The sequence below is a fragment of the Prosthecobacter gellanilyticus genome (assembly GCF_007992435.1).
Lineage (GTDB): Bacteria > Verrucomicrobiota > Verrucomicrobiia > Verrucomicrobiales > Verrucomicrobiaceae > Prosthecobacter > Prosthecobacter gellanilyticus.
Genome location: NZ_BKAG01000007.1, coordinates 120,371 through 145,210, shown reverse-complemented (window position 1 = coordinate 145,210; position 24,840 = coordinate 120,371). Strand labels below are relative to the sequence as shown.

General features: G+C 60.1%; 24 protein-coding genes. 22 read left to right on the top strand and 2 right to left on the bottom strand.

Annotated elements, in window-relative coordinates; translation table 11 throughout:
• The first annotated feature begins 4 nt into the window (after nt 1–4).
• The 12 genes from BGE01nite_RS06940 to BGE01nite_RS06885 are packed head-to-tail and all read left to right on the top strand — an operon-like array spanning nt 5 to nt 10,012.
• Nucleotides 5–928 carry a hypothetical protein gene (locus BGE01nite_RS06940; protein ID WP_146849704.1) on the top strand — a complete coding sequence of 308 codons (924 nt, stop codon included), beginning with the start codon at nt 5–7 and terminating at the stop codon, nt 926–928.
• 48 nt (nt 929–976) lie between these two features.
• Nucleotides 977–2,041, top strand: a complete 1,065-nt coding sequence (locus tag BGE01nite_RS06935; protein WP_146849703.1) for a hypothetical protein — start codon at nt 977–979, stop codon at nt 2,039–2,041.
• Nucleotides 2,042–2,062: 21 nt separating this feature from the next.
• Complete coding sequence (locus BGE01nite_RS06930; protein WP_146849702.1) at nt 2,063–2,698, top strand: hypothetical protein; 636 nt, start codon at nt 2,063–2,065, stop codon at nt 2,696–2,698.
• Nucleotides 2,699–2,709: 11 nt separating this feature from the next.
• The gene (locus BGE01nite_RS06925; RefSeq protein ID WP_146849701.1) at nt 2,710–3,396 is read left to right on the top strand and encodes a hypothetical protein; all 687 of its coding nucleotides are present in this window, start codon (nt 2,710–2,712) and stop codon (nt 3,394–3,396) included.
• Nucleotides 3,393–4,343: a hypothetical protein gene (locus BGE01nite_RS06920; RefSeq protein ID WP_146849700.1), complete on the top strand. Its 951-nt coding sequence runs from the start codon at nt 3,393–3,395 to the stop codon at nt 4,341–4,343. Before BGE01nite_RS06925 ends, BGE01nite_RS06920 begins: the two co-directional genes overlap by 4 nt.
• A 33-nt stretch (nt 4,344–4,376) precedes the next feature.
• The gene (locus tag BGE01nite_RS06915) at nt 4,377–5,588 is read left to right on the top strand and encodes a TrbI/VirB10 family protein (protein ID WP_146849699.1); all 1,212 of its coding nucleotides are present in this window, start codon (nt 4,377–4,379) and stop codon (nt 5,586–5,588) included.
• Nucleotides 5,589–5,639: 51 nt separating this feature from the next.
• A complete protein-coding gene (locus BGE01nite_RS06910; RefSeq protein WP_146849698.1) occupies nt 5,640–6,323 on the top strand; it encodes a hypothetical protein in 684 nt (227 codons plus the stop codon).
• 55 nt (nt 6,324–6,378) lie between these two features.
• Complete coding sequence (locus tag BGE01nite_RS06905) at nt 6,379–7,275, top strand: AAA family ATPase (RefSeq protein ID WP_170266649.1); 897 nt, start codon at nt 6,379–6,381, stop codon at nt 7,273–7,275.
• A complete protein-coding gene (locus BGE01nite_RS06900; RefSeq protein ID WP_146849696.1) occupies nt 7,250–7,510 on the top strand; it encodes a hypothetical protein in 261 nt (86 codons plus the stop codon). Before BGE01nite_RS06905 ends, BGE01nite_RS06900 begins: the two co-directional genes overlap by 26 nt.
• An 8-nt stretch (nt 7,511–7,518) precedes the next feature.
• Nucleotides 7,519–7,884 carry a hypothetical protein gene (locus BGE01nite_RS06895; RefSeq protein ID WP_146849695.1) on the top strand — a complete coding sequence of 122 codons (366 nt, stop codon included), beginning with the start codon at nt 7,519–7,521 and terminating at the stop codon, nt 7,882–7,884.
• A gap of 53 nt (nt 7,885–7,937) precedes the next feature.
• Nucleotides 7,938–8,753, top strand: coding sequence for a DUF7847 domain-containing protein (locus BGE01nite_RS06890; RefSeq protein WP_146849694.1), 816 nt, complete (start codon nt 7,938–7,940; stop codon nt 8,751–8,753).
• Nucleotides 8,750–10,012, top strand: coding sequence for a DUF1552 domain-containing protein (locus BGE01nite_RS06885; protein ID WP_146849693.1), 1,263 nt, complete (start codon nt 8,750–8,752; stop codon nt 10,010–10,012). The genes BGE01nite_RS06890 and BGE01nite_RS06885 overlap by 4 nt, the downstream gene beginning before the upstream one ends.
• A 92-nt stretch (nt 10,013–10,104) precedes the next feature.
• On the opposite strand, the gene BGE01nite_RS06880 is transcribed toward BGE01nite_RS06885, so the two are convergent.
• Nucleotides 10,105–11,007, bottom strand: coding sequence for a LysR family transcriptional regulator (locus BGE01nite_RS06880; protein WP_146849692.1), 903 nt, complete (start codon nt 11,005–11,007; stop codon nt 10,105–10,107).
• A gap of 103 nt (nt 11,008–11,110) precedes the next feature.
• Between BGE01nite_RS06880 and BGE01nite_RS06875 the strand changes: the two genes are divergently transcribed.
• From BGE01nite_RS06875 to BGE01nite_RS06835, 9 genes are all read left to right on the top strand, one after another.
• Nucleotides 11,111–12,238 (top strand): CmpA/NrtA family ABC transporter substrate-binding protein, encoded by a 1,128-nt coding sequence (locus BGE01nite_RS06875; RefSeq protein WP_146849691.1) that lies wholly within the window; start codon nt 11,111–11,113, stop codon nt 12,236–12,238.
• Nucleotides 12,235–13,527 (top strand): CmpA/NrtA family ABC transporter substrate-binding protein, encoded by a 1,293-nt coding sequence (locus tag BGE01nite_RS06870; protein WP_146849690.1) that lies wholly within the window; start codon nt 12,235–12,237, stop codon nt 13,525–13,527. Before BGE01nite_RS06875 ends, BGE01nite_RS06870 begins: the two co-directional genes overlap by 4 nt.
• 102 nt (nt 13,528–13,629) lie before the next feature.
• Nucleotides 13,630–14,517 carry an ABC transporter permease gene (locus tag BGE01nite_RS06865; RefSeq protein ID WP_146849689.1) on the top strand — a complete coding sequence of 296 codons (888 nt, stop codon included), beginning with the start codon at nt 13,630–13,632 and terminating at the stop codon, nt 14,515–14,517.
• 19 nt (nt 14,518–14,536) lie between these two features.
• Nucleotides 14,537–15,460: an ABC transporter ATP-binding protein gene (locus BGE01nite_RS06860; RefSeq protein WP_146849688.1), complete on the top strand. Its 924-nt coding sequence runs from the start codon at nt 14,537–14,539 to the stop codon at nt 15,458–15,460.
• Entirely contained in the window at nt 15,457–16,344 is an 888-nt protein-coding gene (locus tag BGE01nite_RS06855; RefSeq protein ID WP_218032919.1) for an ABC transporter ATP-binding protein, read from the top strand. The genes BGE01nite_RS06860 and BGE01nite_RS06855 overlap by 4 nt, the downstream gene beginning before the upstream one ends.
• 50 nt (nt 16,345–16,394) lie before the next feature.
• Nucleotides 16,395–17,786, top strand: coding sequence for an alginate export family protein (locus tag BGE01nite_RS06850; protein ID WP_146849687.1), 1,392 nt, complete (start codon nt 16,395–16,397; stop codon nt 17,784–17,786).
• A gap of 215 nt (nt 17,787–18,001) precedes the next feature.
• The gene (locus BGE01nite_RS06845) at nt 18,002–19,207 is read left to right on the top strand and encodes an MFS transporter (protein WP_146849686.1); all 1,206 of its coding nucleotides are present in this window, start codon (nt 18,002–18,004) and stop codon (nt 19,205–19,207) included.
• A gap of 52 nt (nt 19,208–19,259) precedes the next feature.
• Nucleotides 19,260–20,891 carry a bifunctional protein-serine/threonine kinase/phosphatase gene (locus BGE01nite_RS06840; RefSeq protein WP_146849685.1) on the top strand — a complete coding sequence of 544 codons (1,632 nt, stop codon included), beginning with the start codon at nt 19,260–19,262 and terminating at the stop codon, nt 20,889–20,891.
• Between the two features lie 24 nt (nt 20,892–20,915).
• Nucleotides 20,916–22,544, top strand: coding sequence for a diflavin oxidoreductase (locus BGE01nite_RS06835; protein ID WP_146849684.1), 1,629 nt, complete (start codon nt 20,916–20,918; stop codon nt 22,542–22,544).
• 106 nt (nt 22,545–22,650) lie between these two features.
• Here BGE01nite_RS06835 and BGE01nite_RS06830 read toward each other — a convergent pair whose 3' ends face one another.
• Entirely contained in the window at nt 22,651–23,043 is a 393-nt protein-coding gene (locus BGE01nite_RS06830; RefSeq protein WP_146849683.1) for a four helix bundle protein, read from the bottom strand.
• A 38-nt stretch (nt 23,044–23,081) separates the two neighbouring features.
• Between BGE01nite_RS06830 and BGE01nite_RS06825 the strand changes: the two genes are divergently transcribed.
• Nucleotides 23,082–24,836, top strand: coding sequence for a NirA family protein (locus BGE01nite_RS06825; protein WP_146849682.1), 1,755 nt, complete (start codon nt 23,082–23,084; stop codon nt 24,834–24,836).
• Nucleotides 24,837–24,840: the final 4 nt, after the last annotated feature.

Sequence of the window (24,840 nt, the reverse complement as noted above, 5' to 3'; positions counted from 1 at the left end):
CACCATGAAAACATGCTTGTTACTGATCAGTGCCAGCATCGCCATGAGCGCGGTGTCCGCAAATGCGCAGGCCCAGCTTGTCTATGATCCATCCGTCGAAGCGGCGGTGAACACCTCCACCGCCAAGCTCACCGAACTGCTGGCGGAGGCCAAAAAGCAGAACACGAACCTTGAGGAGCAGCTCAAGCGCGCGGGAGATCCAGCGAGCCTCTACAACGGGTCAATGGAGGCGCTCAAGCGAGATCTGCTCAACACCGATGCCACGATCAAAACGAACGATGAGCGCGCCACCATGCTCACCGCGGCTGACGGCACCGCTGTGTTTGGCCGGGCTACTTATGGCATCACCGCTGCCGTGAATGAAGATGTCACCTTGAAGGACGGCACTGTCGTCCAGCGGGACGTCGCGAAGTATGAGATCGAAGGCAAGATGCTGGCAGATGTGGATGAATACCGCCGCATCCGTGATCAAGCTCTGGCCAAGAAGAAGACCCTCACCACTGAGTTGCAGACAACCATCGGCCAGCTGGAAGCCGCGACAGACTTCGGCAGCATTCAAAAATACGGCACGCTGATCCAGCTCCTGCAAGGCCAGATAGCGAGCACCGACCGCGCGGCCGAACAAGCTTTGCATGACATGGAAGTCCTGGACCGTGAGATCAAGATCCAGTCCAGCGCCGCGCGCAAAGCCAATGCGGAGAAAGCCCAGCTCGAAAGAGATCACAACGCCGAAGGCCGCAGCAAGAGCACCATGGCGGACCGCGAGACGCAGATGGATGCGACCAAGGAGACGGCCCTGGAGAAGGTCAATGAATACATGACCAGCCGCAAGGGCAAGAACTACGGCACGCCCACCAACAAGGGGCCTAACATTCAATGGCGCAAGGGCACCGACACTCCTCCTGCTGAGGAAACTCCCGCTCCCTGATCGGCCTGCCTCTCATCGGTCGCGACTCGCCTCACTTCCTAGCCCTCCATGAACCTCCCGATCCCCATCCTCCTGGCTGACGGCGTCATGGCGACGCTGCAGGAGCTGATGAATCCGTTCTACGAGGGACAGCTCACGGACATCTGCGTGCTGGTGTTTGACACGCTGATGCCCCTCACCATCGGGCTGGCCTTCGCCGGACTGATCACACAGGTCTACAAAGGCCTGATGAGCGGCACGCTGGACGGCATGTTCGGCCAGATCATCATGGTCGGTCTCGTGGCTGCCATCATGCCCTTCTATCCTCAGTGGATGCTCGACTGCCGTGTCTGGCTCAGTGATGATCTGCTGGCGGCACTCTCGCTCGATCCCACAGGTTTGCTGGACTCCTTTGGCGAGAGCTTTGGAGATCTGGACATGTCCGCGGACTCGGACAGCATCTTCGACCTCTTCGGTCTCATCGACCCGCTGGCCCTCATCGAATACATCGCGCAGATCATCGCAAACTTCTGCATGCTGGTGATCGGCTTCATCTGCTACATCTTCTTCTTCCTGGCCTATCAGTTGCAGATCTTCGGCCTCATGATCGGAGCCTGCGTCTCGCCGCTCATGTTCGGCATGTTTCTCTTCGAGACGACGAGGACCACCGCCGTGAAATACTTCACCGGCATGATCGGCATCTGCTTCTGGCCGCTCGGCTGGGGCATCGGCCTGCTGCTGGCGGACTTCTTCCTCACCGTCGGCATTGAGATCTGCACCATCATCTGCATGGCGCTGAACTTTGTCGGCTTCGGTCTCATCGTGGAGGTCATCGCCATCTTCCTCATGGTGCTGCTGGTCTTCATGTGGATCATGTTTGTGCTCTTCAAGGCACCGAAGATCATCCAGGCCATGGTGCTCAATGGCACGCAGATCGGCATGGCCTTCGCGGGTGCGGCCCTGGGCACCGCCACAGGCGCGGTCGGCAGCACCATCGGCGCCGTGGGTTCCGTGGCCGGTGCCGTGCCCATCGTCGGTGGCGCAGCCGAGAAAGCGGCGGGCGCAGCCAAGGGTGGAGTGGATGCCATCGGCAGCGTCGGCGGACTGGCCAACGACGGAAACGACCAGGGATAACCAAGACGAAACCACATTTGCATGAAAGGAGTCGCTGACATCTTCATCTCCAAGGAAAAGCTGGCCATTTTCTGGTATCTGGCCTCACTCAGCTGCCTGGTCTTCACCGGCTGGCATCTGCACGGCCTGGCGGTGGAGCGGCGCGGCACCATGCTCTATGTGCCGCTGGAGAACTCAGACTACTATCTGGACCGCACCCTGAAGCTCGAGACGACGAACGAGCTGCTCGACTACCATACGCGCTTCGCCCTCGAGACTTATTTGAATCGCGGCCCCTCCGGCCCGCTGACAGCCACCCGCCTGCCCTACCTCTTTTATGGCAAAGGTCTGGACCAGGTGCTGGCGGATGAAAAAGCACTGCGCTTTGATTTTGCCAACCAGAAGACCCACCAGATGCTGGAGGTCGGCAGGGTCACGCTGGAGCTGGAGGAAAACCTCAGCGCCACCACCATCATTCAGGGCCAGCTGCTGCGCATCAGCTCTCATCCCACCACGGGTGAGACGGTGGTGCAATCCTTCAAGGTCCAGGCCAGGATGGGCTGGGAACGCAATCCGAACGCGCTGCTCGCACGCCGCTTTGCCTGGGTCTGCAATGACGTGGCCTACAGCCTGGACGAGGTGGTCGCCGATCCCGAGGCGGAGAAAAAAGAGAAGTAACTCACGAACTCATGCCTGAAGCCGCTCCCAACACCAAACGCCGCAGCGCCATCGACACCCTGGTGGTGCGGGACCGCACTGCCGTCTTCTGGTTCCTTGTCGCCATCGCCACGGCGGCGGCATGCACCTGGTATACGAACCTGATGTCAGAAGCCTTCAAGCTTCAGTCCACCTTCGTGGTCATGGACTCCGCAGGGGCCTACTACGTGCCCCCTGGCCTGCCCTACAACAAGCTGGACGCCATGCACCTGCAGCTCAGCGAGATGGTGGTGGAGACCGTGCTGGAGCGAAATCGCGACGGCCTGGTGTATCCCGAGCGCCTACAGAAGCTCTTTGAGAAGCCTGCCCTTCAAAAGTTCCTGATCTACCTCGAAAAAGAAGCAGTCTATTTCCGGTCTAACAACGTCACGCAGACCTTTGAGCTCGACCCCATCAAGTTCATCGAACCACGCGGCAATGCCACGGTCACCACCGTCGCCACAGGCAGGGTTCGCCGCGTGAGCTTCCTGGCCGGACAACAGCAGGACAAGACCTATGACTTCACGATCACCATCGGCTGGTGGGTCAATCCGTATCTGGCACGGGACAAGAACTTCCCCTCCCTCGTCCGGGGGCTGCAGATCAATGACTTCCAAAAAGCTGACGCACCCGCCGCGGAAGCGCTGCCCGAGACCGCACCCAAGTCTGACGCCCAATGACTCTGACCTCCCATTCCAGTCTCCTGCTCACCTGCGCGCTGCTCATCCTCGCAGCGCTCAGTCCTGCTCATGCCCAGGTGCAAAGCGGACGCGAACTGGTGCGGCTGAATGCCAGCCAGAACCTGCATGAAATCGCCATCAACACGAACGTGTCCACCACGGTCGTGTTCCCGGAGAAGATCACCACGCTCACCGGCTTCGGACTGGTGACCCAGCCTCAGTCTGCCGAGCAGATGGGAGCCTCGAAGGTCTGCATCGTGCATTACGAGAACAGTCCTGCGGACACTCTGGTCGTTCGTCTGATCAAGCCCGGCGAGGCCTGCTATGCCACCATCCGCACAGCGCGCGCCTTTTACATGATGCGCTTCACGCCTTCGGAAGCCGCGAATCTGGCGGTGATCGTTCCACCACCTGCTCCCACGACTGCGTCCTTCCAGGTGGAGGCGCAAACCATCGCCCAAAAGCGCATCAAGTTCTCTGCCGAGGAGCTTGTGGGCATGCTCGGCAAGGCGCGCAACCGCAAGGCTCTGCAGCCGCTGAACCCCGGCCTCTACTCCGGCTGGCAGGAGCGCAACGGTCTGGAGATGACCTCCTCCCAAAACGGCATGATCTCCACCATCTATGAGATCCAGCGCAATCCGGACAAGGACATCATGGTCTTCCGCTGCAAGGTCACCAATGGCAGCACCAGTGTCTATGACTTCGAACCCGACGCCGTGAAGATCCGCGTGGGTGAGCGCAGCTATGATGTGCAGCTCGCCGACTCCGGCCACACCATCAATGCCGGGGGGAGCATCCTCATGGACCTCGTGACGCAAGGCGGCCCGGGAGGCAATCGCGAGGCGCTCTCCATCAACCAGGACTTCCGCATCGAGATGCCCGAGCCAGGGCGCCGCGACCAGATCGATCCCGTCCTCTTTGGCGACTCCCTCGCTGAAGGCAAGTAACTGAAAAACTGAGAACCGAGAACTGCGAACGCCATGATGAAGCACCTTCAGAAACCCGCCGTGCAGATGCTGCTGCTCCTCGGCGTCGTGGGCATCGCGGTCATCGTCTTCTACAGCACGAAGAAGCCCTCCACCACCGCGGTGAACATCACGAAGAAAGGCTCCCAAGGGCAGACCTCCAGCCTCATCGCTGAGGAGAAGAACGTGAAGACCACGGACAAGCGCACCGCATCCATCGGCAGCGAGCAGGATGTGCAGACCTTCGTGCCGGTCGCAAAAAAGGCACCGCCTAGCATCATCGGCAGCACCAACCGTGGAAACACCTCCCAAAAGCCGCCGCCACCGCCGCCTTATCCGAAGCTCGTTCATGTCACCAACGTGCTGCCGGAGCCCTTTCAGCAGAAGGCTCCCACGCTCTTTGCTCCACGCGGCCTTTTGATCAAGGCAGCTCTCGTCATCACGGTGGACTCCTCTTCCCTGGACACTCCGGTGCTCGCTCTCATCACCGAGGATGTGTATTGGAATCACAAGCTCATCGTCCCTGCCGGCACGCAGGTGATGGCCAAGGCCTCCAAGGGTCGTGAACGCGACCGCATCGCCATCAGCGGCTCTTACACCTTCATCTGGGCGGACGGACGTGAGTATAATCTCTCCTGCACCGCGCTGGATCACGTGCGCGAAAGTGATGGCAGCTACGGCATCACCGACGGCTCCGCCGGCATCCGCGGACAGATCATCAAGAACGACCAGTATGCCGAGCTGAAGATCATGGTTGCCGAAGCCCTTCAGGGCATCATGAACAACAACCAGAATCAGTTTCAAAGCATCTACGGTCTGGTCCCAGAGAACTCCAGCCGCAACGCCGCGCTGGGTGGAGGATCACAGGCCGCCAGCGCCTACTCCCAGCTTCTCACGAAGAAGCTGGATCAAGACCTCGACTTCGTCCGCGTGGCCGCTGGCACGCAGTTTTACATCTTCACCAATGCGGTCTTTGAACCTGAGATGGCCAGCATCGCCGGGCTGAAGCAAGGCGGCAAGGAGCTGACCAGCTGGGAGCTGAGTCAGGAGATGTATTCACGAGCCGCCGCTCTGTCGGCGTCTGATAGCGCACAAGCTGCCACAGTCGCTGAAGCCACACGCAAAGCGGATGACGAAAAGCGTGCCGCCGAGCGCGCCGCACGCGTCAGCGAACTCATCCAGGGCGGCCCCAACGAAACCACTGCTCCAGCGCCCGCCGCTCCTTAACGTTTCTCCGTGTCTTCCCTCTCCGCGTCTCCTCTCTTCTTCTCGTAAGCCATGAATCTCCACTTCCTCATCATCCCAGCCAGCATTCTCCTGCTGGCCTCATGCTCTTCCAGAAAGGAAGACGAGGTGCTGACATCGCCGCTCGCCGCGCCGGCTGAAGAAGAGGAGCTGGCCTACATTCCCACCTATTCGAAATCCGTCCTCGCAGGCTGGCCCAAAGGTCGCTCGCTCGACAAGCATGACACCTCCCGCGTCCGTCTTGATGAGCAGGTGCATGCCTACCATGTCGGCCGCCTTCCCAGTCATGACCGCCAGGAGATGCATGAGGCGCACACGGTCTATCGCTTGGAGCAGAATGCCCGCTGGGACACCCGCCTCCCCGCCACGCCCATGCAGTCACGCGGTGTGTTGTTAGGCATCATCGAGCCTTCGCGCAACGAGGTGCCCAAGACCACGCTCATCGAGCAGGAGCGCCAGTCTCTGCTGGCGAAGAGCCGGCAGCTCGAAATCACCATGACGCGGTTGAACGGGCTCCAGGGCCAGCTTGAGAAGAAGCTCGCCGCTTTTGACGAGACCGAGAAAAAGGCCAGAGATCTCGAGCTCGAGATCGCCCGCACCCTGGCAGAGAAGAACGAAGCTAAAGCCGCTCTGAAAGCCGCGGAAGAGCGCATCAGAGAGCTCGATGCCAGGGAGCGCCTGCGTGTCAATTCCTCCAACCAGAGCCTGCTCAAATAACAAGCTGAAGCCACTCTCCACATTATCGGATCCTCCCACGCTACCACACCGCTTCATGCCCGACCTCGCTCACATCCAGGGACTGCGCCCCTTCCTCGATGAACGCATCATCGGGCAGGATCACGTGATTCCGAAGGTCGTGCCCATCGTGCAAAACGGAGAGCTGGGCCTGGCAGATCCGAAGCGCCCCAAAGGCACCTTTCTCTTCCTCGGCCCCACCGGTGTCGGCAAGACGGAAACCACACTTTTGGTTACCGAATATGTCTACCAGGATGTGCAGAAGCACTGCATCCGGCTGGATATGTCCGAGTATCAAAACCAGGAGTCGCTCGGCCTTCTGCTCGGCAGAGATGAGAGTTCCCGCGGCAACATGGGGCGCTTCTATGATCGTGCCGAAGGTCGCGGTGTGATTCTCTTTGATGAGATCGAAAAGGCGCATCCGCGTGTGCTGGACATCTTTCTCCAGGTGCTGGATGCCGGACGCATCACCGTGGCGAATGGGGAGACACTGAACCTCTGCGAGTTCTACATCGTGGCCACCTCCAACATCGGCGCGGATGCCCTCATGGAGCTCAAGAACAGTCCCATGGCCACCGTCGAGCGTTTCATCGAGGATCTCGCCGCTGCGGAACTCCGTCCTGAAGTGCTCGCGCGCTTCAATGTGCGCTGCGTCTTTCAAAAACTGGGTTACTCCGCGCAGAAGCAGATCGCCAGCATCATGCTGAACAAGGAGCTAAAACTGCTGAAGGCCAAGGGTTACGAGCTCCAGCCAGGCCCCGGCGTGATCGAGCTTCTCATCTCCAAGGGCGTGGAACCCCGTCTCGGTGTGCGCCGCATGCGCTCCACGGCTGAAACCCTCTGCCGCGCCGCCGTGCGCGAGGCACTGCTCGCCAGCCAGCCCACCTCCGGAACCCTCGTCCCCCAAAATGGAACCCTGGTCATCCATTCGTAACTACTTGTTAGACAAGCGGGACGCGCTGCAGGTCTTCTACCGCCTGCATCCAGCCGCTCTGCGCTACACCTGGGCGGGTCTCTTTCTCCTCTCCGCCGCCGCCACCCAGCGCTGGGCCGCAGCCCTGATCATCCTCGCCGCCATCGGCGTGCTCATGCTCTTTGACCGCTGGGGCGAACCCTGGCTCAGAAAGGGTCGCCAGATGTTCAACTCGAAACCCGGCCCCAAGCTGTGACTCTTTCCATGAAACACTTTTGGTTCACCCTCTTTAGCATGGCATGGCTGCTTCTCACAGCCTGCAACACCGCCCATCCTCCGCATGTGATGGTGGATTCCGATGTCATACCCGTCGGCAGCCGCGTGAACTTCTGGGTCAATCACGACGACGAAGGCTGGAAGGAGTCGAACATCCACATTGCTTATCTTCCGCGTCCCATGACCGGTGCCGAGGCACGCCGCTGGGCGGAAGGCGCGGGCACCAGAGACGGCGGCATGCTCTGGACCCATTACTACGTCCTCGTCACCCCGCCCGGAGCCGATGGCCGCGTCTGGCGCAGCAACGTCCACGCCCGCGGCGCCACCTGGGATCCAGGCAGCAAGCGACTGTGAGACTTGAAGCCGGGGGATGAGCACTGCACTATCAGAGGCAGACCGCTGATCCTTTGAACGAAAGCCTCAACCCCTACGCGCCCCCGGACTCGGAGATCCTGACACCTCCGGAAAGCCCGCTTGGGACCTGGAGCACCTTTTGCAAAGCCTGCGTTCTTTATGTCCGCCATTTTCCTGCCATTGCGGTGATCGTGCTGGTCGTCAGCATACCTATGGAGCTGGCATGCAACTATGCCACAACCTTCGAGCTCGATTGGAATCAGTTGATTCTGCAGGCGACTCTCATCAGCGAGGTGTCTGACCACTTGGTGGGCATCATCCCCATGGCCGGAGTCATTTTCTTCACGCTGAATCGCATGTCTGGCAGGCCCGCCAGTCCCGGCGCGTCTTTGATGGCAGCCCTGCGTTCCTGGCCCAAGATGTTCTGGACCAACCAGCTCTCCACCTTGATTCTGATTCCGGCAGGGCTGCTGCTCGTGGTGCCCTTCTTGGTGCTCTATCCCTACCTCATCCTCATGGAAGTCCTCGTGATGGCGGAAGGCCTGTCTGGCACCGAGGCATTGAAGCGCAGTATGGCCCTCACCCGCAGATGCTTCTGGCCCGTTTTCCGGATCGGCTTCCTCTCCATGGGAATCCAGCTAGCGATTTCACAGATGCTCTCCGAACTTCAGCTGTCCGTTCCTGAGTTCGACCATTGGCTGGGGACCGCCTTTGAGTGCGTTCTGGAGACACTCGCCGGGGCGTTTGAACTTGTCATTCTTTGCTGCATCTACCAGGCCCGCACGACCCCAGCGGTGAGGGAGCTGGGAGAGACGGACATCTGGAAAGATCCCCCCTCCGCCGACGTTCGCATCAGTGCCCCCCTATGAAGAACGTCCATTTTAGCTTCGGTTCCCATCTTTCCCGCCGCGCCATGCTGCGTGGAGCCGGGATCTCGCTCGGTCTGCCGCTGCTGGAGGCCATGACGCCTGCCTTTGCGGCCACGCCAGAGGTGAAAAGCGCCAAGCGCTTTGTGGGAGTCAGCCTGGCCCTGGGCCTGCACAATCCGAATCTCGTGCCTGAAACCGGCGGCAGGGACTACAAGCCTTCTCGCTACCTCGCGGGCATTCAGGACCTGCGGAATGATTTCACGGTGGTGTCTGGCTCTTCCCACCCGGGAGTGACGGGTGGTCACACGGCTGAAGGCAGCATTTTTTCCGCCTGCCCGAACCAGCGCGGCACCACCTCCCGCAATACCATCTCGATTGACCAGCTCATGGCGAAGCATCTGGGGCACGAGACCCGCTTCCCTTCCCTGGTGCTGAACACAAACAGCCAGAGCAGCCCCTCCTACACGGAGAACGGCTCCATGATTCCCGCTGAAAACAGCGCCATGAAGCTCTTCACACGCCTGTTTGTGAATGACTCGCCTGCTGAGCAGGAGCGCCAGGCCGAGCTCATCCGCCAGGGCCGCAGTGTCATGGATGTCGTCGGAGCCGAGGCGAAGGCTCTGCAGCGCGAAGTCGGCGCCGGGGATCGCGACAAGCTGGATGCCTGGTTCACCAGTGTGCGCGAGCTCGAGCAGCGGCTGGCCGCGAACGAGGCCTGGACTTACAAGCCGAAGCCCAAGGTGGCCATGAAGCCGCCCACGAACATTCCGCGTGACAACGAGGTGGCCGTGGAGCGCATCTATCTGGACATCATCCACATGGCACTGATGACGGACAGCACGCGCTTCATCACGCTGCACGTCACGGGTAATTCTGTGCAGGGCATTGAAGGCGTGGACACCAGTTACCACAACCTCAGCCATCATGGCATGGACGAGGAGAAACTGGCGCAGCTCGCGCTCGTGGAGCAGGGCGTGATCAACGAGTGGGCTGGATTCCTCCGCAAACTCAAGACGGATAAATTGTTAGGCGACACCATGGTGATGCTCACCTCCAATCTCGGGAATGCCTCCGCGCATGACAACAAAAACATGCCCGTGCTCTTTGCCGGCGGCGGCTTCAAGCACGGCCAGCACCTCGCCTTCGACCAGAAGGAAAACTATCCCCTGCCCAACCTGTATCTGAGCGCCCTGCAGCGCCTGGGCCTGGAGGAGGAAACCTTCGCCACCAGCACCGGCACGATGAGCGGACTGGCCTAAAGCCCTCAAGACCGCGAACCAAAAGTATGTTGTTCACGCTTTAGCGTGGAATTGGAGGTTCATTGCACACGCTGAAGCGTGAACAACGTACATCACCCGTTCATCCCGCGCCCTACTTCCTCGCAGAGCCCCACAAACGTGCGCTCCGGAAGATTCAGCATGCGCCCCTTCAGCGTGGAGACCACCCAGCGGCGCTTCAGCTTGCCCTTCGGCATCGGCACACCCACCAGCTGACCAGCCTCGATCTCATGCCGGGCGATCCAGCGCGCGGCAATGGCCACACCGATGCCTAGCTTCGCCAGCTCCTTCGTGGCTTCCGAGCTTCCCAGCTCGATGAAGTTCCCCAGCCGCACGCCCTGCTTCATGAAGAACTCCTGGATCAGCGTGAAGTTCAGGCTGTTCCGGCTCGCCACAATGAAAGTCTCGTTCGCCGCATCCTTCAGCTTCGGCGGCTTCTGCGCCCAGGGATGCAGAGGCGACACGAGGAACTCCAGGTCATCCTCAAAGATGGCATGGCAGTCAAGACGTGAAACATCGTTAGGCCGCAGGCTCACGGTGAGGTCCACATCTCCCTTCATCAGGCGCTCGATCGTGTCCGGTGTCTCACCGCAGATCACCTTGATCTCATAAAGCGGGAAGCTTTCCTTAAACTCACGGAACACCGTGGGCAGGATGAACTGCGCCGCCGCCGTGGTGCAGCCGATGCGCAGTTTGCCGCGCGGTGTCTGGTCCAGCGTGCCCAGCGCGGAGCGCGCCTGGGTCATCACCTGCAGGATCGTCTCAGCACTCGGCAACAGCTCACGGCCCGCATGGGTCAGATGCACGCTTTTCCCCTGGCGGTGGAAGAGCTGGCAGCCCAGGTCCGTCTCCAGCGCCTTGATGGCATGACTGATGGCACTTTGGGTCAGGTGCAGCTCACGCCCCGCCTGGGTGAAGCTGCCGCTGCGGGCCAGGGAAACGAAGGCGCGAAGCTGTCGGGTATCAAGGGTCTGCATGGATCAATGAATCGAATTCATACATGAAGTGAAAATCTTCGCGCCTGATTTCTGAGGGAATTTGGCCCGATGGCACCTTCGATGCTGAGGGGAATGGCACGTCATGCCCAAGTCCACCTCTCTCTCTCAGCCCGCTCTAGGCGGTGTCGTCCAGCCTGTACGCATCGGCTTCAAGCCGCTCGTCGACTGCGCTCCGTTGCTGGTGGCCCATGAGCGGGAGCTGTTTCGCAAGCATGGCGTGCGAGTCGATCTTAGTTGTGAAGTCGGATGGGCCACCATTCGGGAGAAGCTGCTCTACGGCCAAGTGGACGCCGCCCATGCCATCGCGGGACTGGCACTGGCAATGCGCCTTGGCCTCAGCAGCCCGCCCTGCCGGGTGGTGGCACCCTTCGTCTTCAACCTGCACGGCAATGCCATCACCCTCAGCCGTGACCTCTGGAACCGCGGCGTGCGTGATGCCGCCAGCCTGAAAAAGCTCATCCGCAGCACGCCGACGCGCCGCTTCACCTTTAGCACCGTCTCCCGCTTCTCCTCCCACTACTTCCTGCTCCGCCAGTGGCTCACTGCTGGTGGCATTGACGTCGAAAAGGAAGTGCGCATCGTCGTCCTCCCGCCCACGCAGATGGTCGGAAACATTGAGGCAGGCCTCATCGACGGTTGTTGCGTGGGCGAACCCTGGAACAGTGACGCCGTCTCACGCGGTGTGGGCTGGATCGCCGCCACAAGCGAGCAACTGGCTCCCGGTCATCCTGAAAAAGTGCTGCTCACCACGGAAGCCTTCATTGAGAAGCATCCGGATCAATCTGCGGCCCTGGTCGCCGCTCTGCGCGAGGCCTGCGCCTTCTGTGATGATCTGGACAATCGTGGTGAAGTGGCCCGCATCCTGGTCCGCAGCGGCTACTTCCATCTGCAGAGCGAGGAAAGCCTGAAGCGCTCCCTGGTCGGCCCGCTGGATCTCGGCACCGGCAAAATGGCGGACGTGAATGCTTTTCATATCTTCCAGCGCCGGGATGCCAATGAGCCCACCGGCGAACGTGGCCGCTGGCTGCTCGAGCAGTTCATCACCCACGGCCTGATCACCCCGGGCGAGCGCCCTGAAGCGTCCATCGTCCTCGCCGAATGCTGGACCGCCAGCGCCATTCCCCAGATTTCCCTGCCAACAGCCGCCGCCAACGCCACCGCCCCCACGACCAGCAAACCCAACAAACGCCCAAAAATCGCCCAAGCATGAAACCCTCCCCCACCACAGGCACTCTTTCCCGCCGCACCCTCCTCCAGCGCAGCGCCAACGCCGGTCTCGGCACCCTCTTCTCCGGCCTGCCCGCCGGCTGGGTCGGCTCTGCTTATGCGGACGACTCTCCGGAAATGCCGGACGTGAAGCTGGGCATCATCGCCCTCACGGACTGCTCCAGCATCGTCGTCGCTCACGAGAAGGGTCTCTTCAAAAAATACGGCATCAACTCCACCGTCAGCAAAGGTGCCAGCTGGGCCGCCATCCGCGACTCCCTGACCAACGGCGACATCCAGGGAACACACATGTTGTTAGGCATGCCCATCGCCTCCACCATGGGCCTCGGCGGCGCGCCGAAGAAGCCCATGGTCGCCCCCTTCATCCTGAACCGCAACGGCCAGGCCATCACGCTGGCAAACACCTTCAAAGGCAAGGTCGGTGATGATCCGAAAGCTCTTAAGCCCTTCGTCGATGAAGCCAAGGCCAAGGGCAATCCTCTGACCTTCGCGATGACCTTCCCGCCTGGCACGCACGCCATGTGGACCCGCTACTACCTCGCCGCAGGTGGGATCAATCCTGGCGACGCCGCAGGTGCAGGTGCTGACATCTCCCTCATCACCGTGCCGCCTCCGCAGATGGTGGCTAACATGAAGGTTGGCAAAATGGATGGCTTCTGCGTCGGCGAGCCCTGGGGCGCCAAGACCATTGCTGAAGACATTGGTTATACCGCCATCACCACCCAGGCCATCTGGAAGGATCATCCGGAAAAAGTCTGCGCCTTCACCGAGGAGTTCACCGCCAAAAATCCGAAGACCGTCAAGGCCGTGCTCAAAGCCCTCCATGAAGCCAGCGTCTGGCTGGACAAGATGGAGAACCGCGAGGAGCAGGCAAACATCGTCAGCGCCGCCACTTACATCAACTGCCCGCCTGAGACCATCCTCGGCCGTCTGCAGGGCAAGTATAACATGGGTGACGGACGCAAGTTCAAGGACCCGAACTACATGATTTTCAGTGATCGTAACTGCAACTACCCGCAGGCCAAGTATGGCAAGTGGTGGCTCACCCAGCTCCGCCGCTGGGGCTTCACCGAAGGCGCGCCTGACTATGAAGGCGTGGCCAAGCAGGTGATGCGTGCCGATATCTATGAGGAAGCCATGAAGGAAATTGGTTATGCCCACGGAGGTGCCAGCGATGCCGCTGAGACTCTCTTCGACGGCGTGACCTTTGATCCCAAAGGCGACCTCGAAGCTTACGCCGCGTCCTTCGCGGTCAAGACCATGAAAGGTTAATCCCCCTCTCTCCCCCGAGACCTCAACGCCCTAAAGCTCCGGCTGTGAAGAAACACGCAGCCGGGGCCACGGGGAGTCCATGCCCAAGAACAGCCGCCGCCCATGCAACACCTCCTCCACAAATACAAACTCGACGCCCTCTTCCTTCCGCTCGCAGCCATCCTTGTGACCTGCCTCTTCTGGTATCTGGTCGCGGGCAAATCTGTCATCACTGAAAAGGTCGATGACTTCGGAGACAAGATCAAGGTCACCAAGCGTGAAGGCCTCTCCGCCGACCTTCCCACACCGGTGGAAACCTGGACGGCCAGCAAGCTCTACATCACCGAGCCTTTCGCCAAGCGTGGTGAGCTCGACCAGGGCATCCTCCGCTTCACCTGGGAGTCACTGGTGCTGGTGGCACAGGGTTACGCCATCGCTCTCATCATTGGCACACCGATCGGCTTCTTCCTCGGCCTTTCCAAAAAGTTTACCATGGCCTTTGATCCGCTGATCCAGGTCCTGCGTCCTGTTTCCCCTCTCGCCTGGCTGCCGCTGGGCATGATCCTTTTCAGTGGTGTGAAGATCGTCAACGGCGATGGCCGAACCACCTTTGGTGCATCAGATGCCGCCGCGCTCTTCACCATTGCCGTCTGCGCCATGTGGCCCACGGTCATGAACACCGCCGTCGGCGTGCGAGCTGTGCCGGTGGACTATCTGAATGTCGCGAAGGTCCTGAAGCTCTCGAAGTGGAAGACGCTCTGGAAGGTCCTCGTGCCTGCCACGCTGCCTTACATGTTCACCGGTTTCCGCCTCAGCCTCGGCATCGCCTGGCTGGTGATCGTGGCTGTGGAGATGCTCACCGGACGTCCAGGAGTGGGTGGCTTCCTCTGGCAGCAATACAACGCCAACAGCTACGCCCACATCATTCTCTGCATCCTCACCATCGGCGTCATCGGCTACATCCTCGACCGCCTCATGAGTGTGATCGAAGGCCGCTTCAAGACAGCTTAACCCTCCACCTGATCAAAATATGCCGCTTATTGAGATCAAGAATGCTTCAAAGGGTTACGGCTACAATGGTAACCGCTCTGAAGTCCTCAAGGATATTAATCTCTCGCTCGAAGAAGGCGAGTTCGTCGTCATCGTTGGTTATTCCGGATCTGGCAAAAGCACGTTGATCAATCTGATCTCCGGGCTTGTGAAGCCGGATTCCGGTGAAGCCACTATTGAAGGCAAGAAGATCACGGAGCCAGGCCCTGACCGTGGTCTCGTCTTCCAAAACTACTCCCTGCTTCCATGGCTCAACGTCACGGAAAATATCGCTCTCGCGGTCGATGAAGTCTTCAAAGACTGGACCAAGGAGCAGCGGAAGGAGCATGTGAAGAAATACATCGACATGGTGAAGCTCACTCCTGCGGCCCACAAGCTGCCGAAAGAGCTCTCCGGAGGCATGCGCCAGCGTGTTTCCGTGGCACGCACACTCGCCATGATGCCGAAAGTCTTGCTGCTGGATGAGCCTCTCAGCGCGCTCGATGCCCTCACGCGTGCCACCATTCAGGATGAGATCAGCGAGATCTGGCGCGAGAACCTCACCACCGTGCTGTGGATCACCAATGATCCTGATGAAGCGCTGCTGCTGGCCGACCGTGTGATCCCGCTGCTGCCCACATCACCAGCGGCGACTCTGGGCGAACCAATCCTGGTGGATCTCGAGCGTCCGCGTGACCGCAAGACGTTGAACCACGATCCTAAGTTCAAGAAGCTGCGCGCACAGCTCATCAACACACTTCTGGATGCCAAGGGGAAATCCAAATCCAAGACCAGCGTGAAGCTCTCCCTGCCTGACATCCTGCCTGAAGACCTGACCACGGTGAACAGCCTCGAATTCCTGAACCGCCGCGGACCCAAGCGCCGCTCCGACAACAAGCGTGAAGAAGTGGAGGTGGCTGTATGAGTGTTCCCAATCCCAAAATGCTGGAGCTGGATCGTCTCTGGAAGACTTACGACACTCCCAAAGGCCCGGCCACCATCGTCAAAGACTTCAATCTGAAGCTGAAGGAGGGCGAGTTCGCCACGCTCATCGGCCACTCTGGCTGCGGCAAGAGCACCGTGCTCATGATGGTCGCGGGCTTGAGTGACCTGAGCAAGGGCAACATGATCCTCGCCGGTCGTGAAGCCAGCGGCCCGGGTCCGGATCGCGGCATCGTCTTCCAGTCCCCCTGCCTGCTGCCATGGATGAGCGCCTTTGAAAACGTCATGCTCGGCGTTAACCAAGTTTACTTCACGGCCAGCAGGCAGGAGCGCCGCCAGATGGCGGAGTATTACCTCAGCATCGTCGGTCTCGCGGATGCCATGCACAAGTTTCCGGGCGAGCTCTCCCAGGGCATGCGCCAGCGTGTTGGCATCGCCCGCGCCTTCGCGCTGCAGCCAAAGATGCTGCTGCTCGACGAACCCTTTGGCATGCTGGACTCCCTCACTCGTTACGAGCTTCAGGAAGTGCTTCTGGAACTCTGGCGCCGCAACCGCATCACCACGCTCATGGTCACCCATGATGTGGATGAGGCCATCTTTCTCTCCGACCGCGTCGTGATGATGACGGATGGTCCCGAGGCCGAAGTCGGAGATATCCTGAACATCCCCTTCGAGCGGCCACGCAACCGCAAGGAGATCATGGAAGACCCGCGCTACTACGAGCTGCGCGAGCACCTCATCACCTTCCTCAACGACCGCTCCCACATCCGTCCGAGTCGCGAGCCCTCCTTCAAGCCATCTCCCGACATGGCCGCGGAGCTCGCCACCCACGGACCCGCCCTCCCTTTCCCTACCGCCGCCGCGTAGCCGAACCCCCAACACCAACAGCACCTCAACGCAACAACACACCACCCGTGATGAAACCCACTGCTCTCTTACTGCTCGCATCGGCATCGCTTGCTTTCGCAGGCGCTCCTGCTGAAAAGCCAGCAGCTCCCGCTCCCTTCCCACCTCCCGGTTACGCGCCCATCACCTTCTTCGACGGCAAGCTCACCGTCGACATCCAGGAGAAAATGCGCTTCGAAGGCCGCGAGAATAACTTTGACTTCAACAGCGCGGTCAACAGCCCGCAAGACGCCACCTGGCTGCTCCAGCGCTTTCGTCTCGGCCTCGGTTATCAGATGACTGACTGGCTCAAGATTTACGTCCAGGGCCAGGATGTCCGCGAACTCGGCGGCAGCCGTAACAACGACATCGGCAGCCCCGGCAGCTTCGGCGCTGAAGGTGATGACAACTTTGACATCCTGAAGGCCTACGTCCAGCTCGGTGACATCAAGAAAGGCTTCAGCGCCACCGTGGGTCGTCAGTTCCTCAGTTATGGGGACCAGCGTCTCGTGGGTCCGCTCGAGTGGTTGAACCAGGCGCGCACGTTTGATGCCATCAAACTTCGTTATGCCACCAAGACATGGGCGCTCGACCTCTTCACCTCCAGCCCTGTGACCTTCAAGGATCACGAGTGGAACGTGTCCCAGGCCTTCGACAACCAGAACAACCAGGACTCGATCTTCAGCGGTGCCTACCTGTCCACCCAGTTCATCCCCATCAACACCACCACGGACTTCTACGCCTTCCACAAAAGTGACCAGGGGAATGCTGACTTCGGCGCTCGTCGCGGCGATAGCAGCTTCTACACCTTTGGCACCCTGTGGAAAGGGGATCCAAAGAAGCTCGGCGGTTTCGACTACGAAGTCGAGATGGCCTATCAGACAGGCAAGGTGTCCGGCCGTGATCTCAGCGCCTTCGCCGGCCACTGGGGTGTGGGGTATAACATCAAGCACTCGTGGAAGCCACGCGTGGGTCTGCAATACAACTACGCCACCGGTGACGACAGCCTGGCTGACGGTGACGTGAATACCTTCCAGAACCTGTATCCGACTAACCATCTTTTCTATGGTTACATGGACACCACGGCCTGGTCGAACATGCACAACCCGCAGCTCAACGTCAGCTTCATGCCCACGGCCAAGCTGAAGGTCATGCTGGACTACCACATCTACTGGAATGCTGACAGCGGTGACGCCTGGCGCCGGGTGAACAACCAGACGCGCGTGCGTCCGGTGAACGCAGCCGCACGCAGTGCTGACAAGTATCGCGGCCAGGAGTTCGACATCACGGCGATCTACAAGTTTAACCCGCACGTGGCCCTCCAGACCGGTTACAGCTTCTTCCTTGCAGGCGATTACCTGGCCCAGACCGGCGCTTCCGACAACGCGCACTTCGGTTACGTCCAGCTTCAGTTCGACTTCTAATCCCCTGATCCACTGACCCTCATCGAGAAGGGCGGGATCCGCACACCAAGCGTCGGGCGCGACCAAACAGCGTCTAATGCCCGCGGACTCCCGCCCTTTTCACATGAGGAATGTTCATGGATATCAAAGAAAAGATTCACGGAACTTGCAATGAGAGCACCCGGACTTGGCATGCAGGCGGCTAATTAAACGAGGCAGTTCCACATCGCCCCCGAATGAAACTCTCCGCCCTCAAATCCTCCGGCCACTGGCCCACCCTGCTCACCTCATTTCTCTATTTCGACGTCAGCTTCATGGTCTGGACCATCCTCGGCGCCCTGGGTGCGCAGATTGGTCAGACGCTCGGCCTCACTCCCCAGCAAAAGGGTCTCATGGTTGCGGTCCCCTATCTCTCCGGAGCCTTCATCCGCATCCTGCTCGGAATGCTGGTGGACCGGATCGGAGCCAAGAACACCGGCATCGTCGCCCAGTTGATCGTCATGGCGGGCATGACGGTGGCCTGGTTCACCGGCCTGCATCAGTTTTCCCACACCCTCATGCTCGGCGTGGTCCTCGGCGTCGCCGGGGCCAGCTTCGCCGTGGCACTCCCCCAGGCAGGCCGCTGGTATCCGCCGCAGATGCAGGGCGTGGTCATGGGTCTCGCAGGCGCTGGCAATGTCGGCGTGGTGATTGATTCCCTCCTCGCTCCTCGTCTCGCCGCCGCTTATGGCTGGCCCTCCGTTTTCGGTTTTGCGCTCATCCCGCTGGTGCTTGTGTTCATCGCCTATTGTGTCTTCTCCAAAGAAGCGCCTGTGCAGGTGAAAAAGAAGACGCTCAAAGACTACGTCAATCTGCTCAAGGAGCGTGACGCGCACTGGTTCTGCTTCTTCTACACCATCAGCTTCGGTGGCTTCTCCGGTCTCGCCGCCTCCCTCATCATCTACTTCACCTCGGAGTTCGGGCTCACCGCGGTGGAAGCTGGCACCTGGGCCGCAGGTTGCACGCTCATCGGTGCTCTCGGCCGCCCGGTCGGTGGTGCCATTGCAGATCGTCTCGGTGGCATCCGTGCGCTGAACATCCTCTATGTGGTCGCAGCGCTCTCCCTCTGCCTCGCCGCTTTCGCTCACAGCATCGTGCTCTGCGCCGTCGGTTTCTTCCTCGCCTCCGGCGCCTTTGGCATGGCGAATGGTTCGGTCTTCCAGCTCCTGCCTCAGCGCTTCGCGAAGGACATCGGTGTCATGACCGGCCTCGTCGGCTGCGGTGGTGGTCTCGGTGGCTTCATGCTCGCCAGTTCGCTGGGCTACTCGAAAGGCCTAACAGGAAGTTATCTCATCGGCATCCTCGCCTTCTCTGGCCTCTGCATGCTGGCTCTCATCGGTCTCAGCCTCGTGAAGACCCGCTGGCGCACAACCTGGGGTGCCATCGCCGAGGCCCGCATCTGATTAATCCGCCGTATCCACGCCTAACGACCTTTTCTTAACAAAGCACACACTCGTGAAAGTCCTCAGCACCAGTTTCGGCCTGCCGCGCAACGAAGGAGATCCCTCCTCCGATGCCTTCGCCGTGCGTGCCTGGGACCAGACGGTGATCGCGGTGCTCTGTGATGGTGCTGGCACCGGCACTCCGGCACGTGAAGCAGCTCAGAGGGCGGTCTCCACGCTGATCGAGAACTACAGCGCCCGCCCGCGCTCCTGGGATCCGCCCCGTGCTCTGACCGAGTTCACACGCATCCTCAACCGCTCCTTTTACCAGGAGTCCATTGCCCGCTATGAGCGGCCTGAGATGGTCTCCACGCTCGCCGCGGCTGTCATCGAAGGGAACCGCCTCTATGGCGTGAACCTCGGTGACTCGCGCATCTCCCTCTGGCGGAATGACCGCCTGTTCACGCTCTCTGAAGACCATGTCGACGACGATCAGCGCAACATGCTGACCCGCGCGCTGGGCATGACCGAGGAGACCACTCCGAATGTCTTCCACATCGACCTCGAGGACGGTGATGTGGCCCTGCTCTGCTCTGATGGTCTCAGCAACCATCTCGAGCCGGAGCAGATCGACAACGCTCTGCGCCAGCGCAGCAGCGCCCGCAGCCTCGTTCACAGTGCCCTGCTTCACGCGAAGACGGAAACCATGGATGACATCAGCGCGGTCGTGCTCGACATTCAGAAAACCGGTCAACTCCGTGCCATGAGCGAGCGTGCCCTCACGATCCCTGAAACACTGGCCAAAGGCCAGGTCATCGACGGTTACGAACTCATTCGCAGCTTCCAGGGCACAGACCGCGTGTGGCTCGCAGAGAAGGAGCATCAGCGCGTGGTCATCAAGTTCGCCCCCGTGGAAGCCACCAGCAGCGAACCACATCTGAATGCGTTTGTGCGCGAGGCCTGGAACGCCACCCGTGTACAGACTGAGCACTTCGTGCGCTCTCACGAGCCTGCCGGGCAGACGCTGCGTTACTATGTGATGGAGTTCGTGGACGCACCCAGCCTTTGCTCGGTGCTGCGTGAGCGTCTGCTCTCCGTGGACTCCGCGCTCGCGCTGGGTCACTTCCTTGCCGAAGCCTCGCAAACTCTGCTGCGCCTTGATCTCGCCCATGGTGACATCAAGCCGGAGAACATCCTGTGCGCCGGGGACTATGCACGCCTCACCTTCAAGCTCGTGGATCTCGGCAGCGCGGTGGAGCTCTTCTCCATCTCGTCACGCGCCGGCACGGCCAGCTATCTCGCGCCCGAGCGTTTCCACGGCGCGCCGATCAGCGAGCGCACGGAGATCTTCGCCATCGGTGTCACGCTGTATCAGGCACTCACGCGCAAGCTTCCCTATGGCGAGATCGAGCGCTTCCAGACGCCCGTTTTCTCCCCTGCTCGCGGACTCACCAAGCTGAACCCGAACGTGCCGCCCTGGCTTGAGACGGTCGTGCGCCGCGCCATCACCATCAGCCCGGAGCGCCGCTACCAGCACTACTCCGAGCTTCTCCATGACCTGCGCAATCCAGCGAAGGTTCAACCTTTCTTCGAGCATGCCACCCCGCTCGTGGAGCGCATCTCACCACGCTTCTACAAAGTGGGCTTTTTCCTGCTGCTCATCGCCAACCTGATCCTGCTCCTGAAGCTCATCTCCACGCATTGATTGTTAGTCCCTCCTTTTCTTGTCATGACACACGTCCCGCTCATTCCTGAAAACGCCCCCTTCACCGCCGAGCAACGCTTCTGGCTCAATGGCTTCCTCGCCGGTGTCCTCAGCCGTGGTGGCGCGGCAGCTGTGGCTGCTGCTCCTGCGGAGGCAAAACGCCCGCTCCTCATCGCCTTCGGCAGCCAGAGCGGCAATGCAGAAAGTTTGGCCAAGCGGCTGGCCAGGGAAGCAACGGGTCGAGGCTTCGCGGCGCGAGCCGCCGGTCTCGACTCGTTGCAACCCGCCGATCTCCTCAAGGACAAGAACGTCCTGCTCATCACCTCCACCTGGGGTGAGGGCGACATGCCAGACAACGCCATCTCCTTCTGGGATGCCATCAATCAGAATGGCAGCAGCCCGAAACTCGAAGGCGTGCAGTACAGCGTGCTCGCCCTCGGCGACAAAAACTACGGCGACACCTTCTGTCTCGCCGGCAAGAAGCTCGATGAGCGTCTCGCTGAACTTGGTGCCACGCGCATCGTGGATCGCGTGGACTGCGATGTGGACTTCGATGACCTCGCCAAGAAGTGGTCCACGAATGCCTTCACCCTGCTCAGCGGCAGCGACAGCGCCGCAGCAGCGCCTGCAGCAGAAGAGGAGAAGGAAACCGGCTACACCAAGAAGAACCCCTTCCCCTCCCCACTGCTCGCCAATGTCGCACTGAACGCCTCCAACAGCAGCAAGGACACACGCCACATTGCCTTCAGCCTGAAAGGCAGCGGCCTCACCTATGAAGTGGGTGATGCGCTCGGCGTCTTCGTGCAGAACTGCGCTGAGGTCGTGGACAGCATCATCGCCGCTCATGCCTTTGATCCAGAGGCCACCATCACACTCGAAAGCGGTGCCACCTGCGCGCTGCGTGAGGCGATGATCAAGCACTTCGAAGTGCGTCACCTCGTGGGCAAGACACCCGAGGCAGGCATCGCGCTTCCAGCCTTCATCGAAGGTCTGCGCAAGCTTCAGCCGCGTCTCTACTCCATCGCCTCCAGCGTCAATGCCCATCCGGATGAAGTTCATCTCTGCGTCGGCGCGGTGCGCTACAGCACGGATGGCGTGCAGCACAAAGGTGTGGCCAGCACCTTCCTCTCCGACCGCCTGCCGCTCGGCGAAACCACCGGCATCTACTTCCACGCGGCGAATCACTTCCGCCTGCCGACAGATCTCAGCAAGCCGGTCATCATGGTCGGCCCGGGAACAGGCATCGCCCCCTTCCGCGCCTTCCTCGAAGAGCGTGAAGTCACGAAAGCTCCCGGCAAGAACTGGCTGTTCTTCGGTGACCAGAAGCGCACCACTGACTTCCTTTACCATGATCAAATCATTGGTTGGGTGCAGACTGGTCACCTCACACGCCTGGACACGGCCTTCAGCCGCGACCAGGAAGAGAAGATCTACGTCCAGACCCGCATGATGCAGGCTGCTAGCGAACTCTGGCAGTGGCTGGAGGAAGGCGCCTACTTCTACGTCTGCGGTGATGCCAAGCGCATGGCCAAGGATGTGGATCAAGCCCTGCACGAGATCATCCAGACCGCCGGCGGCAAGACAGTCGAAGAGGCCGCCGCCTATGTGAACGAGATGAAGAAGGCCAAGCGGTATGCCCGCGATGTCTATTGAGAATGACCAATTTCCAAGCATGCCAATGACCAAGGAAATCCCAAACGCCAAAACTCAATGCCCATGCAAGCTCGCAAATGCAGCTTGGTCATTCCCACCTCGGGATCTATTTCTGCCGGTAGATAGCCGCAAAGATGAGCAGAAGCTCATTCGCTTCCTTCCAAACCGGAACAGCTGCATTTCTTTTATCAGGGCAGGCTTTCACAATCATCCGCACCCAGTGACGAGTCTCTTTCGACTCCTTCTTACAGGTGCCAATCTTATTCATAAACTCTTTCCTCGACACAGCCTCATCAGCCTCGCCGTAGTTCGCGCCCACGCTGGTGCCACTGCGCACAAGCTGGCTGATCAAAGGCCGGGTCACACTGTCTTCCTTAACCGAACGACAGAACTCGATCACCATCTCGCCAAACAACGCCGTCCGCTCCTCCAGATCAAACGGAGGCTGATCCCCGCCATCTCCAGTACTGCCTTGTTGGTCATTGGGCTTCTTGGTCATTCCTTGGTCATTGGTGCCTGAACCTTGGTCATTATTCTATGAACGCTCTTTTAACACCTCAATCCTCAAAAGACACAGTTGGCGATTTTTCGTCAGAGCAGAAACGTTATCTCGAAGGCTTCTTCGCCGGAGTCTCCGCCGGAGGAGTTTCCTTTGGAGATATTTCAGCAGCTCCGGCTGCAGCCGCTGCGCCATCAGGTCCATCCTTGGACGAACTGACCAAGGAAGAGCGCATCAAGCGTGAGCTGCATCCTTTCGATGCCATCGAGCAGCTAGTGATGGATGCGCGCTGGAATGCGAAGCCTGAGCCTGAGTCGGTGTTTCGTTACAAGTGGAACGGCCTCTTCTGGCTGAACCCGGTGAAGGATGGCTACATGTGCCGCCTGCGTATTCCGGGTGGCATCGTGAAAAGCTACCAGCTTCGTGAACTCGCGGCGATCTCGCGTGAACTGACCACGGGTTACATTCAGATCACCACGCGCAACAACTTCCAGATTCGTCTGATCGAGCCTAAAAACTGCCCAGATGTGCTTCGCCGCATCCAGGGCTGTGGTTTGCACTCCAAAGGCGCGGGTGCGGACAACATCCGCAACATCACGATGAACCCTTGCGCGGGTTATGATCCTTACGAGCTCATCGATGTGCGCCCGCTGGTGAATGAGCTGGCCACGCTGATCATCGCCTCCAAGGAGTTCTACGATCTGCCGCGCAAGTTCAACATCGCCTACGATGGCGGCGGCCTGATCTCTTCGGTTGAAGACACGAACGACATCGGCGCGAGCGCGGTGAAGATCGGCGAGAACAGCGAAGGCATCGAGCCAGGGGTCTACTTCCGCATCGCGCTCGGAGGTGTCACAGGTCACCAGACTTTCGCCAGCGACTGGGGTGTGCTGGTGAAGCCCGAGCAACTCAACGACGTCATGGTCGCTCTGCTGCGCGTGTTCATCCAGTTCGGTGACCGCACGAACCGCAAGAAGGCACGCTTCAAGTATGTCGTGGAGGATAAAGGACTCGATGGCGTGCTCGTGGAGACAGAAAAGTTCCTCAAGTTCAAGCTCACCCGCCTCGCTCCGGATTCACCGATTCAGGAGAAGCGCACGTTCTCCCAGCAGGGCCACTCACACGTCGGCACCTACCCGCAGAAGCAGGAAGGTCTCGTCTATGTCGGCGCCACTGTTCCCGTGGGTCAGATGACCGCCAAGCAGCTCGAGCGCGTGGCCGATCTCGCCGAAAGCTATGGCAGCGGCGAAGTGCGCCTCACCGTGTGGCAGAACTTCATCATCCCGAACGTCAAGGCCGCCTATGCCGCCACGCTGGCGAAGTCTCTCAAGAAGCTCGGCTTCCCCTGCGAGACCTCCCCGCTGCGCAATGGCTTCGTGGCCTGCACGGGTAACAAATATTGCAAATTCGCCGCCAGCGACACCAAGGGCCACGCCATCGCCATGATGGACTACCTGGACAAGCGCGTGAAGCTGGACAAGCCCGTGAACGTTCACTTCACCGGCTGTGCCCACTCCTGCGCCCAGCACTTCATGGGAGACATCGGACTCCTCGGCACCAAGGTGAAGTCTGAAAGCGGTGAAGGCTACCACGTCACCGTCGGCGGCGGCTTCGGTGAGAACCGCAAGATCGGCCGTCAGATCTTCAGCGGCGTGGCCTTCGAATCTCTCGGCACCACGCTGGAGCAGATGTTGAAAGGCTATCTCGCGAAGCGCACGCCGGACGAGTCCTTCCACGCCTTCTGCAACCGCCACACGGTGGGGCAGCTCCAGGAAATCTTCAGCGAAGCATGAGGCA